10 protein-coding genes are annotated in these 13226 nt (G+C 72.6%); 2 read left to right on the top strand and 8 right to left on the bottom strand.

What is annotated here, in order from left to right:
• The first annotated feature begins 362 nt into the window (after positions 1–362).
• Positions 363–3110 (top strand): pyruvate, phosphate dikinase, encoded by a 2748-nt coding sequence (gene ppdK / locus ACPXCS_RS17835; protein ID WP_425945039.1) that lies wholly within the window; start codon positions 363–365, stop codon positions 3108–3110.
• A 142-nt stretch (positions 3111–3252) separates the two neighbouring features.
• Here ppdK and ACPXCS_RS17840 read toward each other — a convergent pair whose 3' ends face one another.
• The 7 genes from ACPXCS_RS17840 to ACPXCS_RS17870 form a co-directional block, all read right to left on the bottom strand.
• Positions 3253–3771: an NUDIX hydrolase gene (locus ACPXCS_RS17840; protein WP_425945040.1), complete on the bottom strand. Its 519-nt coding sequence runs from the start codon at positions 3769–3771 to the stop codon at positions 3253–3255.
• 92 nt (positions 3772–3863) lie between these two features.
• Positions 3864–4358 (bottom strand): excalibur calcium-binding domain-containing protein, encoded by a 495-nt coding sequence (locus ACPXCS_RS17845; protein ID WP_425945386.1) that lies wholly within the window; start codon positions 4356–4358, stop codon positions 3864–3866.
• A 110-nt stretch (positions 4359–4468) separates the two neighbouring features.
• Positions 4469–5626: an alkaline phosphatase PhoX gene (locus tag ACPXCS_RS17850; protein WP_425945041.1), complete on the bottom strand. Its 1158-nt coding sequence runs from the start codon at positions 5624–5626 to the stop codon at positions 4469–4471.
• Between the two features lie 392 nt (positions 5627–6018).
• Entirely contained in the window at positions 6019–6960 is a 942-nt protein-coding gene (locus tag ACPXCS_RS17855; RefSeq protein WP_425945042.1) for an SMP-30/gluconolactonase/LRE family protein, read from the bottom strand.
• A 212-nt stretch (positions 6961–7172) separates the two neighbouring features.
• Complete coding sequence (gene nirD, locus ACPXCS_RS17860; RefSeq protein ID WP_425945043.1) at positions 7173–7523, bottom strand: nitrite reductase small subunit NirD; 351 nt, start codon at positions 7521–7523, stop codon at positions 7173–7175.
• Positions 7520–10126: a nitrite reductase large subunit NirB gene (gene nirB / locus ACPXCS_RS17865; RefSeq protein WP_425945044.1), complete on the bottom strand. Its 2607-nt coding sequence runs from the start codon at positions 10124–10126 to the stop codon at positions 7520–7522. Before nirB ends, nirD begins: the two co-directional genes overlap by 4 nt.
• Entirely contained in the window at positions 10126–11343 is a 1218-nt protein-coding gene (locus tag ACPXCS_RS17870; protein ID WP_425945045.1) for an NAD(P)/FAD-dependent oxidoreductase, read from the bottom strand. The genes nirB and ACPXCS_RS17870 overlap by 1 nt, the downstream gene beginning before the upstream one ends.
• A gap of 153 nt (positions 11344–11496) precedes the next feature.
• Here ACPXCS_RS17870 and ACPXCS_RS17875 point away from each other — a divergent pair, with 153 nt between their 5' ends.
• Positions 11497–12279 (top strand): sulfite exporter TauE/SafE family protein, encoded by a 783-nt coding sequence (locus tag ACPXCS_RS17875; protein ID WP_425945046.1) that lies wholly within the window; start codon positions 11497–11499, stop codon positions 12277–12279.
• A 23-nt stretch (positions 12280–12302) separates the two neighbouring features.
• Here the strand turns inward: ACPXCS_RS17875 and ACPXCS_RS17880 are convergent, their stop codons facing one another.
• Positions 12303–13199: an NAD(P)-dependent oxidoreductase gene (locus ACPXCS_RS17880; RefSeq protein ID WP_425945047.1), complete on the bottom strand. Its 897-nt coding sequence runs from the start codon at positions 13197–13199 to the stop codon at positions 12303–12305.
• Between the last annotated feature and the right edge of the window lie 27 nt (positions 13200–13226).

A 13226-nucleotide genomic window follows, 5' to 3' on the forward strand; every position in this document is an offset into this window, starting at 1 on the left:
GTCGGCTGTGGCAGCGTGATTCTCGCCACCCTTGATAAGGGTTCCGCTCAGATGAGCGGATCTTGAGCGGCTGCACTTCTCCAAAGGGTGGCACTGAGTGCCACCCTTTGATCGTTCATCGAGCGAAATCAAATGTGCGGAAACTCCGCTCACATGAGCGCTCGATGGGATTCGAGGAGGTTCTTGCGTTCAAGAAGTGAAAACATGCGGCTGTGATCGCTTGCCGAGCCTTGACTTTCGATCCGCTGGCGGACGAGTGGTTACAGGCGCATGACGCGCGAGTGGACCTCCCCAGACGCCTTTGATCTGGGTATGTTCCTCGCCGTCAGGGCAGCCACCGCGTCCTCGAGGAGTCGAGACCCGTGTCGGAAAACAAAGATCCCCACGTAGCTGAGCACGGTACGAGTGTTGAGGGCGTGAAGTTCGTTTACGACTTCACCGAGGGCAACAAGGACCTCAAGGACCTCCTCGGTGGCAAGGGCGCGAACCTCGCCGAGATGACGAACCTGGGCCTGCCGGTTCCGCCCGGCTTCACCATCACCACGGAGGCCTGCAAGGTCTACCTGGACAGCGGCGAGGAGCCGGCGGCACTGCGTGACGAGGTGAGTGCGCACCTCGAGGCGCTGGAGGCCCGCATGGGCAAGAAGCTCGGCCAGGCCGACGACCCGTTGCTGGTGTCGGTGCGCTCGGGCGCCAAGTTCTCCATGCCCGGCATGATGGACACCGTCCTCAACATCGGACTCTCCGACAAGTCCGTGCAGGGCCTGGCCAAGCAGGCCGGCGACGAGCGCTTCGCGTGGGACTCCTACCGCCGCCTGATCCAGATGTTCGGCAAGACCGTGCTGGGCGTCGACGGCGAGCTGTTCGAGGACGCGCTGGAGGCGGCGAAGGCTGCCAAGAAGGTCACGGTCGACACCGAGCTGGAGGCCGCCGACCTCAAAAAGCTCGTCACCAAGTTCAAGAAGATCGTCAAGACCGAGGCCGGGCGGGACTTCCCGCAGGACCCGCGCGAGCAGATGGACCTCGCCATCAAGGCCGTCTTCGACTCCTGGAACGGCGACCGGGCCAAGCTCTACCGCCGCCAGGAGCGCATCCCGCACGACCTGGGCACGGCCGTCAACGTCTGCTCCATGGTCTTCGGCAACCTCGGCCCCGACTCCGGCACCGGCGTCGCCTTCACCCGCGACCCCGCCTCCGGCCACCAGGGCGTCTACGGCGACTACCTGCAGAACGCGCAGGGCGAGGACGTCGTGGCGGGCATCCGCAACACCGTGCCGCTCGCCGAGCTGGAGTCGATCGACAAGAAGTCGTACGACCAGCTGATGCAGATCATGCAGACCCTGGAGAACCACTACAAGGATCTCTGCGACATCGAGTTCACCATCGAGCGCGGCGTGCTGTGGATGCTCCAGACCCGGGTGGGCAAGCGCACCGCGGGTGCGGCCTTCCGCATCGCGACCCAGCTGGTGGACCAGGGCCTGATCGACGAGGCCGAGGCGCTCACCCGCGTCACCGGCGCCCAGCTGGCCCAGCTGATGTTCCCGCGCTTCGACGAGAGCGCCAAGGTCGCGACGGTCGGCCGTGGCATCGCCGCCTCTCCGGGCGCGGCCGTCGGCAAGGCCGTCTTCGACTCCTACACGGCCGTCAAGTGGTCCCGCTCCGGCGAGAAGGTCATCCTGATCCGCCGCGAGACCAACCCCGACGACCTGGACGGCATGATCGCCGCCGAGGGCATCCTGACCTCCCGGGGCGGCAAGACCTCCCACGCGGCCGTCGTCGCCCGCGGCATGGGCAAGACCTGTGTCTGCGGCGCCGAGGAGCTGGAGGTCGACACCAAGCGCCGCCGGATGACCGTCCCCGGCGGGCACGTCGTCGAGGAGGGCGACGTCGTCTCCATCGACGGCTCCACCGGCAAGGTCTACCTCGGCGAGGTCCCGGTCGTGCCGTCGCCGGTCGTGGAGTACTTCGAGGGCCGGATGCACCCCGGCGCCGACGACGCCGACGAGCTGGTCGAGGCCGTGCACCGCATGATGGCCTTCGCCGACCGCAAGCGCCGGCTGCGCGTGCGCGCCAACGCCGACAACGCCGAGGACGCGCTGCGCGCCCGCCGCTTCGGTGCCCAGGGCATCGGCCTGTGCCGCACCGAGCACATGTTCCTCGGCGACCGGCGCGAGCTGGTGGAGCGGCTGATCCTGGCCGACACGGACACCGAGCGCGAGGAGTCCCTCAAGCAGCTGCTGCCGCTGCAGAAGCAGGACTTCGTCCAGCTCTTCGAGTCGATGGACGGCCTGCCGGTCACCGTCCGCCTGCTGGACCCGCCGCTGCACGAGTTCCTGCCCGACATCACCGAGCTCTCGGTCCGCGTGGCCCTGGCCGAGTCCCGCCAGGAGCCGCACGAGAACGAACTGCGCCTGCTCCAGGCCGTGCACCGCCTGCACGAGCAGAACCCGATGCTCGGCCTGCGCGGCGTCCGCCTGGGCCTGGTCATCCCCGGCCTGTTCACCATGCAGGTGCGGGCGATCGCCGAGGCCGCCGCCGAGCGCAAGGCCGCCAAGGGCGACCCGCGCGCCGAGATCATGATCCCGCTCGTCGGCACGGTCCAGGAGCTGGAGATCGTCCGCGAGGAGGCCGACCAGGTCATCGCCGAGGTCGAGGCGGCCTCCGGCGCGCAGCTGAAGCTGTCCATCGGCACGATGATCGAGCTGCCGCGCGCCGCCCTGACCGCCGGTCAGATCGCCGAGGCGGCCGAGTTCTTCTCCTTCGGCACGAACGACCTCACCCAGACGGTGTGGGGCTTCTCCCGGGACGACGTGGAGGCGAGCTTCTTCACCGCCTACCTGGAGAAGGGCATCTTCGGTGTCTCCCCGTTCGAGACGATCGACAAGGACGGCGTCGGCTCCCTGGTGAAGCTGGCCGCCAAGGCCGGCCGCGAGACCCGCCCCGACCTCAAGCTCGGCGTCTGCGGCGAGCACGGCGGCGACCCGGAGTCGGTCCACTTCTTCCACGAGGTCGGACTCGACTACGTCTCCTGCTCCCCGTTCCGCATCCCGGTCGCCCGCCTGGAAGCGGGCCGGGCGGCGGTCCAGTCCCAGGGCAGCGACCACCGCTAGCCGGGACGCACGGACCCGGAGCCGCCGACGGTCCCCGACCCTCACCGATCGCGGCGGCTCCGGCCCGCGAAGGACAGCGGGTCCCCCTTGTGCGGAGGGGGGCCCGCTGTCCTCTTGTGCGCAGGCGACGGCCGGCGCCGCCTCACCGCGGCAGGCCCTCCCGCAGTTGTACGACCGTGCCGGCCAGGGCCGCGGCGTGCAGGGCGGGCAGGGCGCGCAGTTGGGGCAGCAGGGCGGTGGAGCCGAGGTCGTCGAGGGCGAACAGGCCGTGGTCGTCGTGCTCGCCGCTGCGCCGGACGTCCGGTGCGGCGGCGAGCCGGCCGCCGTGGAAGTAGAAGTCGATCACCGGCCCGGTGCCCTTCACGTCGGCCCGGTGGTCGTAGCCGAGGAACCGGGGCGTGCCGTCGAGCACGATCCCGGTCTCCTCCCACACCTCGCGGCAGGCGGCCGAGAGGGGGTCCTCGCCGTGGTCGAGCATGCCGCCCGGCAGTCCCCAGAGCCCGGCCCCCGGCTGGCCCGGGGCGTAGCGCAGCAGCAGGATCCGGTCCTGCGGGTCGAGCAGCAGGACGCAGGACGCGACGATGGCCTGCGGCAGCGTCTTGACCCACTCGGCGCGCGGCAGCACGCGCGGTACGTCGGTGGCGGGCGCGGTCGTGTCCACGGTGATGTCCCTTCCGTCGGCAGGACAGCCCGGACGAACTGCCCAAACGGAGGAACGGCCGAACCCGCCGATGGTCACCGGCGGGGCCGGGCTCACGTGTCGCAGGCGACCCCGTCACCGTCCCGGTCCAGGTGGGAGGCGTACCCCGGTTCGCCCCGGCGGATGGGGGCGGCCCCGGCGGCCCGGACCTCGCTGCAGTTGTCGTAGTACACGCCCGCGCCGCCGCCCGTGTCGGTGTCGCCCCCGGCGTCGTCGACGCCGCCGGGCGCGGGCCGGGCGGTGACGGTGGTGGTGGCCCGGACGGTCTTCGTCGCGGTGACGGTGGGCGCCGGTTCCGGCTTCTCGGCGGCCTGGGTCGCGGTGGCCGTGGCCGTCGCGGTGACCGTCACGGTCGGCCGCGGCTTCGCGGCAGCGGGCTTCGCGTCGGCGCCGCTCTCCCCGCCGCCGGCGCCGATCCCGGCGCCGACGAACAGGGCCAGTGCGAGGGCGGGCAGCACATACCGCTTGCGGGCCCAGCGGGGTGCCGGCCGGTCCGGCCGCGGAGCGGGGTACGGACCGTTGTGCGGTCCGGCGTACGGATGGGTCATGGTCATCCCCCCAGGGGTGGTACGTGAGGGGATGACCGTAGATCCGGGCGGTCTCGGATGAGGGAGAGGTGACCATTTCGTGATGGTCACGTGAAGCAGTGCGGGTCGGGTCAGGTGCGGAACGGGCCGCGGACCTCGTAGGTGATGCCGCCCGAGGAACTGCCGCTGGTGCCGCGCTGGCTGGAGAAGTACAGGCGGGTGCCGTCCGGGGAGAAGGCCGGGCCCGTGATCTCCGAGCCGGACTGGCCGTCGACGCGGAGGAAGGGGGCGACCACGTCGGTGGGGGTGATGACGCAGATCTCCATGGTGCCGCCGTCCTCGGCGACGAACAGGTCGCCGGAGGCCGAGCCGGTGACGTTGTCCACGCCGGTGAGCGGGGCCGTGCCGCCGGTGACCAGGGAGTCGTCGTAGGCGAGTTCGATGGTCTGGGCGGCGGCGTTGTACTGCCAGACGCGGTTGTCGCCCTTGGTGGTGAACCAGCAGGTGTCGCCGGCGTAGTAGCAGCCCTCGCCGCCGTTGAAGCGCTTGGCGCCCGAGACCTGGTTGCGGGTCGCCGTGGCGCCGGAGGGGTCGGGGACCCGGGCCCAGGTGACGGGGCCGCTCGTGCCGCTGCCCGCCACCAGGACCTCCAGCGTGCCGGAGGAGAGGTCGCCCCAGGTCGTCGGCCGGAAGCGGTAGAAGCAGCCGTCGGTGACGTCCTCCGTCATGTAGACGACCCGCCGGACCGGGTCCGCAGCCGCCGCCTCGTGCTTGAAGCGGCCCATCGCGTCACGGCGCACGGCCGCCTGCACGCCCCAGGGGTCCGTCTCGTAGACGTAGCCGCGGTCCACCTCCTCGCAGGACAGCCAGGTGTTCCACGGGGTCTTGCCGCCCGCGCAGTTGGTGCGGGTGTTCGACAGGATGCGGTAGGCGCCGGTGATCGCGCCCGTCGACGAGAACCGCACCGCGCTCGCGCCGCCCGAGGGGTTGATCTCGGAGTTGGAGACGTAGATCCAGCCGGTGCCGTCGGCGTAACAGGCGCCGCCGTCCGGGGCGTTGTGCCAGGTGTACGACGTGTTCCCGACCCGCTGGCCGGAGCGGGCGATCACCCGGCTGGTGAAGCCGCCGGGGAGTCTGATGCCGTTGGCGTCCGGGGAGCCCAGGGCCCCGTAGGGGCCGGCGCCGGGCTGGGCCGGGGCCGCGTACGCGGCGCCGCGCCACAGGGTTCCGCCGAGGGCGGCCGAGGTGCCGCCGAGGACGGCCGCACGCAGGAGGCTACGACGTTCCACTCTCACTCCAGAGGTGCCGTACCGCCCCGCCGCCGGTCGACGGCAGGGTCGTGCGTGGGGGGAGGCGAAAAGGACGCTAGGGGCACGGGGTTGACGGAGCATGGACAAACAGTGGCCGCGGGGCGGCATGCTGTGAGCCGCCCGTGGGTGCCCGGGTGAGCCACTGTGGCCCGAGCAGAAGGTGCGGCAGCGGGTCCGCTCGGTGTTCCCGGAGGCACCGGACAAGGCCGTGGCCATCGCCGACTGCCCGTCCTTCCCGGACCCGGAGTGGCACATCCAGGCGGCCGGGAAACTGTGGAGCCGGAAGCGGGACTTCGGCGACCGGCCGCACTGCGAGCGCGCCGCGGACCCGGGCACCTCACCGGCTCCCGGGCGTTCCTCCCCGAAGGCGTCTACCGGGGCACGGCCACCGCGTTGAACGTGGTCTCGGGGGTCTGCGGGCTGGTGAAGCGGGCGTTGACGAGGTAGAGGCGGTCGCCCCAACGGGCGGCCGTGGCCGGCACGTCGAAGCGCGGGTCGGTGATCGTCCGGGTCAGGGTGGCGGTGCCGGCCCGCCGGTCGAGACGGAAGACGGTGACCTTGTTCAGACGGTTCTGGACGACGTAGAGCGTGCGGCCGACGCGGACCAGGCCGTCGCCGTTGGTCACGTCGGCCGCGCCCTCCAGCGCGATCACGGCCGCGTGGCCGGTCCGGAGGGACACGCGGTACAGGCGGCCCGCGTTGACGACGATCAGCCCGCTCCCGTCCGGGGTGGCGACCAGCCCGTTGGCGCTGTTGGTCCCGGCGGGCGCCTGCACCCACTCGCCGGTCAGCGGCAGGGCGCGGACCCTGCCCGGGCGCCCGCGCGGGACGCCGTGCAGGACCGCGGCGCGGGAGTCGGTGAACCAGGCGCGGTCCTCGTGCAGCACCACGTCGTTGATGAAGGGCGCGGTGTCCTCGGTGAGCCGGTACGTGGTGAGCAGCCCGCCGGTGCGCGCGTCGACGATCCTCGCGGTGCCGCCGCCACCGCCGGCCACGTAGAGCAGGCCGTCGCGGTCCAGTTTCAGCCCGATGGACGCGAGCCCGGTGCCGCCGGCGTGGAGCACCTCGCCCTTGCCGGTGCGCAGGTCGGCGCGGTACACGGCGCCGTTCGCGCGGGAGCCGAGGTACGCGTACGGCCTGCCGCCGATCGTGATGCCCTCGGGCAGCCAGCCGTCGGGCAGCGGGAACTCGGTCGGCCAGGCGCTCCCGGGAGCGGCCTGCGCGGTGCCGGTGCCTGCGGCCGCCGCGGCGAGTGCGGCGGCGGCACCGCCGAGCACCGCACGCCGGGACGGACGGAGAGGGTTCCGAGTCATGGTCGGGCCTCCGTGGAAGGTGGGGGTGTGACGCGACGCATCCGATGAAACGCGACGCGCCCCCGGAGACGGACCGGGTCGGCGCAACTCGACAGGAACTCGACAGCGAGGGGGCGAGGCGCCCCGCCCCGCGATACGGCTCCGCCCGGCCGGGCCCCGGCGCCGGGCACCCCCTGGCGGTCCAGGGATGCCGCGGCTCCCGTCGGCCGCGGCTACGCGGTGCGTACCTCGTACGCCGTCACCCGGACTCCCTCGTCGTCCAGGCACTGGCCGGAGGCCAGGTCGAAGCGCTGCTTCAGCAGTGGGGAGGCGACGAAGGGGCGGCCCCGGTGGGTGCCCGTCAGGCCGCGGGAGAGGACGGCCGCGCCGGTGAAGGGGTCGCGGTTGTCGAGGGCGAACAGCTCGCCGGTGCGGTCGCGGAAGAGCGCGGCCTGCCGGCCGTCGGGCAGCAGGGCGGCCACCCCGCGGCCCGGGAACAGCGCGCTCAGTTCGCAGACCGTGAACCAGTCGCCGTCCAGGGAGAGCTGGACCTTCAGGTCGGTGGTCTCGGGTGCCAGGGTCATCGCTGGGCGCTTCCTTCCAGAACGTCGGCGGGTCGCATGCCGATGGACAGCAGCGGCAGGTCGGGCTTCATCTGGTCGCGCTCGGGCACGAACGCGACGACCGGGTCGGGGGTGTCCGGCGCGTTCACGAAGGACACGAACCGGGCGAGCTTCTCGGGGTCGTTGATGGTCTCGGACCATTCGTCGCGGTAGTGCGCGACATGCGCCCGCATCAGCTGCTCCAGTTCGTCGCAGATGCCGAGCGAGTCGTGCACCACGACGTCCCGCACGTGGTCCAGGCCGCCCGGGATCCGCTCCAGCCAGGTCGAGGTGCGCTCCAGACGGTCGGCCGTGCGGATGTAGAACATCAGGAACCGGTCGATGAGGCGGACCAGTTCGGCGTCCGACAGGTCCTGCGCGAGCAGGTCGGCGTGGCGCGGGGTGGCGCCGCCGTTGCCGCCGACGTACAGGTTCCAGCCGTTGGCCGTGGCGATCACGCCGAAGTCCTTCGACTGGGCCTCGGCGCACTCGCGCTGGCAGCCGGAGACGGCCGACTTCAGCTTGTGCGGGGAGCGCAGTCCCCGGTAGCGCAGCTCCAGGTCGATCGCCATCTTCACGGAGTCCTGGACGCCGTAGCGGCACCAGGTGGAGCCGACGCAGGACTTCACCGTGCGCAGCGACTTGCCGTAGGCGTGGCCGGACTCGAAGCCGGCGTCCACCAGACGCGCCCAGATCAGCGGCAGCTGCTCGACGCGCGCGCCGAACATGTCGATCCGCTGGCCGCCGGTGATCTTCGTGTAGAGGCCGAAGTCACGGGCGATCTCGCCGATCACGATCAGCTTCTCCGGGGCGATCTCGCCGCCGGGGATGCGCGGCACGACCGAGTACGAGCCGTTCTTCTGCAGGTTGGCCAGGAAGTGGTCGTTGGTGTCCTGCAGCGCGGCCTGCTCGCCGTCCAGGACGTAGCCGCTCGCGCCGATCGTCGGGGCGAGGGAGGCGATGATCGAGCCGACCGTCGGCTTGCAGACCTCGCAGCCGTCGCCGCCCCGGGCCTCCTCACGGCCGTGGCGGTCCAGCAGGTCCTGGTAGGAGGTGATGCGCAGGGCCAGAACGATCTCGTACAGCTCCTCGCGGGTCTGGGAGAAGCAGCCGCACAGGCCCTTGTCGACCTCGACGCCGGACGCCTCCAGCTCGGCGGTGACCAGCTGGCCGAGGACCTTCACGCAACTGCCGCAGGTCGTACCGGCCTTGGTGCACTTCTTCACCTCGGGCACGGTGGTGCACCGGTGCTCGGTGACCGCGCCGCGGATCGTGCCCTTGGTGACGTTGTTGCAGGAGCAGATGATCGCCTCGTCCGGCAGGGCTGCCGGGCCGAGCTGGGCCGGGGCGCCGGCTCCGGCGGGCAGCACCAGCGACTCGGGCGGGACGGGCGGGACGGAACCGGTGAACGCCTTCAGCGTGCCGTAGGCCTCCGCGTCGCCGACCAGGATGCCGCCGAGCAGCGTGCCGTCGCGGCCGATGACCAGCTTCTTGTACAGGCCCGCGCGGGAGTCGGAGTAGACGACGTCCAGGCAGTCCTCGGTGGTGCCGTGCGCGTCACCGAAGGACGCCACGTCCACGCCCAGCAGCTTCAGCTTGGTGGACAGGTCGGCGCCGGTGAACTCCGCCTCGTCCCGGGCGATCGTCGCGGCCGCGGTCTCCGCCTGCTCGTAGCCGGGCGCGACCAGGCCGTAGACGCGGCCGTCCGCCGCCAGCGCGCACTCGCCGATCGCGAACACGTGCGGGTCGGAGACCGTACGGCACTGCTCGTCGACCGCGATGCCGCCGCGCTCGCCGACCGTCAGACCGCAGTCGCGGGCCAGCTGGTCGCGGGGGCGGACACCGGCGGAGAACACCACCAGGTCGGTGGCGAGTTCGGAGCCGTCGGACAGCTTCATGCCGCGCACGGCGCCGTCCTCGCCGACCACGATCTCCTGCGTGCCGACGCCGGTGTGGACGCTCAGGCCCATCTCCTCGATGGTGCGCAGCAGGGCGGCGCCACCGCCCTCGTCGACCTGGACGGGCATCAGCCGGGGTGCGAACTCCACGATGTGGGCGTCGAGTCCGAGTCCCTTCAGCGCCCCCGCGGCCTCCAGGCCGAGCAGACCGCCGCCGACCACGGCACCCGTGGTGGCCCGGCTCGCGGCGTACTCCTCGATGGCGAGCAGGTCCTCGATCGTGCGGTAGACGAAGCAGCCCTCGGCGTCCTTGCCCGGCACCGGCGGCACGAACGGGTAGGAGCCGGTGGCCAGCACCAGCACGTCGTAGTCGACGACCAGCCCGTTGCGGGAGGTGACCCGCCGGGCCTCCCGGTCGATCGTCTCGGCCGGGTCGCCGACGTGCAGTTCGATCCCGTGGTCCGCGATGAAGGCCAGGTCCGTCACGGACAGGTCCTCCGGGGTCCTGCCCGAGAAGTACGAGGTGAGCTGGACCCGGTCGTAGGCCGGACGCGGCTCCTCGCAGAGCACGACCACGCGGTGCGTGGCGGTCAGGCCGCGCTCGGCGAGCGCTTCGAGGAAGCGCTGGCCGACCATGCCGTGGCCGACGAGCACGATCGTGGGGGTAGCCCCGGGGGTGGCCGTCATCAGGAGCCTCCATCGTTGGTGAGCAGGTGGAGCAGCGGGCCGCCGTCGGAGGGGAGCGGCTCTGCTCCCTCCCAGGCGCGGGCGAGCGCGCCGACGGTGCCGAGTTCGCCGACGAGGACCCCGCCGACCAGGCGGTCGTCGCGGACGACGACCTTGCGGTAGGTGCCGCGGGTGGCGTCGGCGAGCTGGACGACGTCGTCGCCCGGGAGCGCCTCGGTCTCGCCGAACGCGGCGAGGTCGAAGGGGCTGTCGTGCCCGTTCAGCGTGAGCCGGGTCAGGGAGCGGGTGCCGGTGTAGCGGGCGGCCGGGTCGCCGGCCAGCAGGTCCGCGAGGGCGTCGGCCTGCTCCAGCGCGGGAGCGGCGAGCCCGTACAGGACGCCGTCGTGCTGGGCGCAGTCGCCGATCGCGTGGATGTACGGGTCGGAGGTGCGCAGTTCGTCGTCGACGACCACGCCCTTGCGCACGTCGAGGCCGGCGGCCTGCGCCAGCCCGGCCCGGGGGTGGACCCCGCAGGCGACGACCACCAGGTCGGCGTCGAGGGCGTACCCGTCGGCCAGCTCCACGGAGCGGACCGCGCCGCCGACGCAGCGCACGTCCCGCACCCGGCACTCGGTGTGGACCTCCACGCCGAGGTCGGTCAGGTGCCGCCGCACGAGCCGGGAGGCCGCCGGGTCCAGCTGGCGTTCCATCAGCCGCTCGGACTGCTGGGCGAGCACCACCTGGGCGCCGCGCAGGGCGAGCGCCCGGGCCGCGGAGACCCCGAGGAGCCCGCCGCCGATGACGACCGCCCGGACACCCGGCCGGACCGCCTTGGACAGGCCCAGGCAGTCGTCCATGGTGCGGAACGCGTGGACGCCCTCGGGCAGTTCGCGGTCCTCGGTGAACAACCCGCGCAGCGGCGGCAGCACCGGGTTGGAGCCGGTCGCCAGGACCAGCCGGTCGTATGCGATCACGGAACCGTCCGCGCAGGCGACGCTGCGCCGCTCGCGGTCGATCCCGGTGACCCGTGCCCGCACCACCTGCGCGGGTGCCGGCAGGGCGATCACCTCGGGGCTGTACCGTCCGGCCAGCACCTCGGCGAGCAGCACCCGGTTGTACGGCCGGTGCTCCTCCTCGCCGATCAGGGTCGCGGGCGTGCCGAGCTCACCGAGCCGCCGGGCGAGCCGCACGCCCGCGAGGCCGGTGCCGATCACCACCACACGCTCATTCGAGGTCATGTCATCGAGCGTGCGATGCGGGTGTTACCCGGCAGCATCACCTCTGTTTCCCACGGGGAACGCTGCCCTCAGCGGGGGCGGGGAGTGGGTGTGAGGGTTCCGGGATGCGGGCGGCCGGGGCCTGTGAGGGGCGCTTCGCATAGGGTCCCGATCATGCCCGACATATCGCTGACCATGATCGTCCTGCTCTGCCTGGCGGCCCTCGCCGCCGGCTGGATCGACGCCGTGGTCGGCGGCGGCGGTCTCTTGCTGCTGCCGGTGCTGCTGCTCGGGCTGCCGTCGCACACGCCCGCCGCGCACGCCCTCGGCACGAACAAGGCGGTCGCCATCGTCGGCACGACGGGCGCGGCCGTGACGTACGCCCGCAAGGCCCCGGTGGACGTCGGGACCGCCGTCCGCATCGGGCTGGCCGCCCTGGCCGGCTCCTCGGGCGGGGCCTTCTTCGCGGCCGGGATGAGCACCGAGGTCCTCAAGCCGGTGATCATGGTGGTGCTGCTCGGCGTCGCGGCCTTCGTGATCCTGCGGCCCGCCTTCGGCACGGCCCCCGCCACCGGTCCGGCCACCCGCCGGCAGATCCTCGCGGCGATCGGCCTCGCGGGCCTCGGCATCGGCTTCTACGACGGCCTCATCGGCCCCGGCACCGGCACGTTCCTGGTCCTCGCCCTGACCGCCGTCCTCCACCTCGACCTGGTCACGGCCTCCGCCACGGCCAAGATCGTCAACTGCTGCACCAACGCCGGTGCCCTCGCCACCTTCGCCTGGCAGGGCGCGGTCCTGTGGCAGCTGGCCGCCCTGATGGCCGTCTTCAACCTGGCGGGCGGCACCCTCGGCGCCCGCACCGCCCTGAAGAAGGGCAGCGGCTTCGTCCGCGTGGTGCTGCTGACGGTGGTGTTCGCGCTGGTGGCGAACCTCGCGTACGAGCAGTGGCTCGCCTGAGCCGTGTGCGTCGCGGACACGACCTAGGACCTCCCGCGCAGGTCCAGCAGTTCGATCATCCCCGTCCCGTCCTCGTCGCCGTGCCCCTGCGCCACCCGCTGACGCATCAGCTCCAGGTACGGCGTCAGCAGCTCGGGGCTGACGCGCTGCTCCTCGGCGGTGCGCAGGAACGTCGGGACGCCCGCCGCCTGCATCGCCAGGTTGGAGACGACGCCGCCGGTGTAGTCGCCGCTCTGCAGCCGCTCGGCGGTCTGGTGGACGGCCGGGGCCATCGCGGTCAGCCAGCCGGCGAGCAGCGGCGCGAAGTCCTTCGGCGCGATGTCCTCCGGGCGGATCAGGGCGAAGGCGTGGAGCATGCCCGCGAACATGCCGTTCATGGCGCTCAGCAGGGCCACGTCGTGCAGGGCGGCGAACCCGGGGTCGGTCCCGACCCAGTGGGTGCCGGCCGGGACGCCGAGGGTGGCGCGGTGCTCCTCGAACAGCTCGGGGGAGCCGCTGTAGAAGACGTAGCCGCCGGACTCCGGGACCCCGATCATCGGCGGTACGGCCATGATCCCGCCGTCCAGGAACCGCGCGCCGCGCGCCTCGGCCCAGGCGGCGCGCGCCCGGCCCTCGCCGGGGGTGCCGGTGGTGAGGTTCACCAGGTCCCGGCCGGCGAGGTCGGCCCCGTCGAGGGCCGCGCCGACGGAGGCGTCGTCCAGCAGGCAGGCGACCACCAGGCGGTTGGCCGCGACGGCCGCGGCGGCGCTCGGGGCGACGGCGGCGCCCTCGGCGGCGAGGGCCTCGGCCCGGGCGGGGCTGCGGTTCCAGACGGTCACCGGATGCCCGGCGGCGAGCCAGGCACGGGCCAGGGCGGTGCCCATGGCGCCGGTGCCGAGGAGGGTGAGCGGGGTGTGGGGCGCAGCTGTGGTGTCGGTCATGGCGTTTAGGCTCGTCGCGGGGGAGCG

This window comes from Streptomyces sp. DT190, from assembly GCF_049846985.1.
Lineage (GTDB): Bacteria > Actinomycetota > Actinomycetes > Streptomycetales > Streptomycetaceae > Streptomyces.

Coding starts and splice junctions, on each gene's coding strand:
- ACPXCS_RS17845 (WP_425945386.1), bottom strand. CDS start 4,358: ATGACCCATCCGTACGCCGGACCGCACAACGGTCCGTACCCCGCTCCG.
- ACPXCS_RS17855 (WP_425945042.1), bottom strand. CDS start 6,960: ATGACTCGGAACCCTCTCCGTCCGTCCCGGCGTGCGGTGCTCGGCGGT.
- nirD (WP_425945043.1), bottom strand. CDS start 7,523: ATGACCCTGGCACCCGAGACCACCGACCTGAAGGTCCAGCTCTCCCTG.
- nirB (WP_425945044.1), bottom strand. CDS start 10,126: ATGACGGCCACCCCCGGGGCTACCCCCACGATCGTGCTCGTCGGCCAC.
- ACPXCS_RS17870 (WP_425945045.1), bottom strand. CDS start 11,343: ATGACCTCGAATGAGCGTGTGGTGGTGATCGGCACCGGCCTCGCGGGC.
- ACPXCS_RS17875 (WP_425945046.1), top strand. CDS start 11,497: ATGCCCGACATATCGCTGACCATGATCGTCCTGCTCTGCCTGGCGGCC.
- ACPXCS_RS17880 (WP_425945047.1), bottom strand. CDS start 13,199: ATGACCGACACCACAGCTGCGCCCCACACCCCGCTCACCCTCCTCGGC.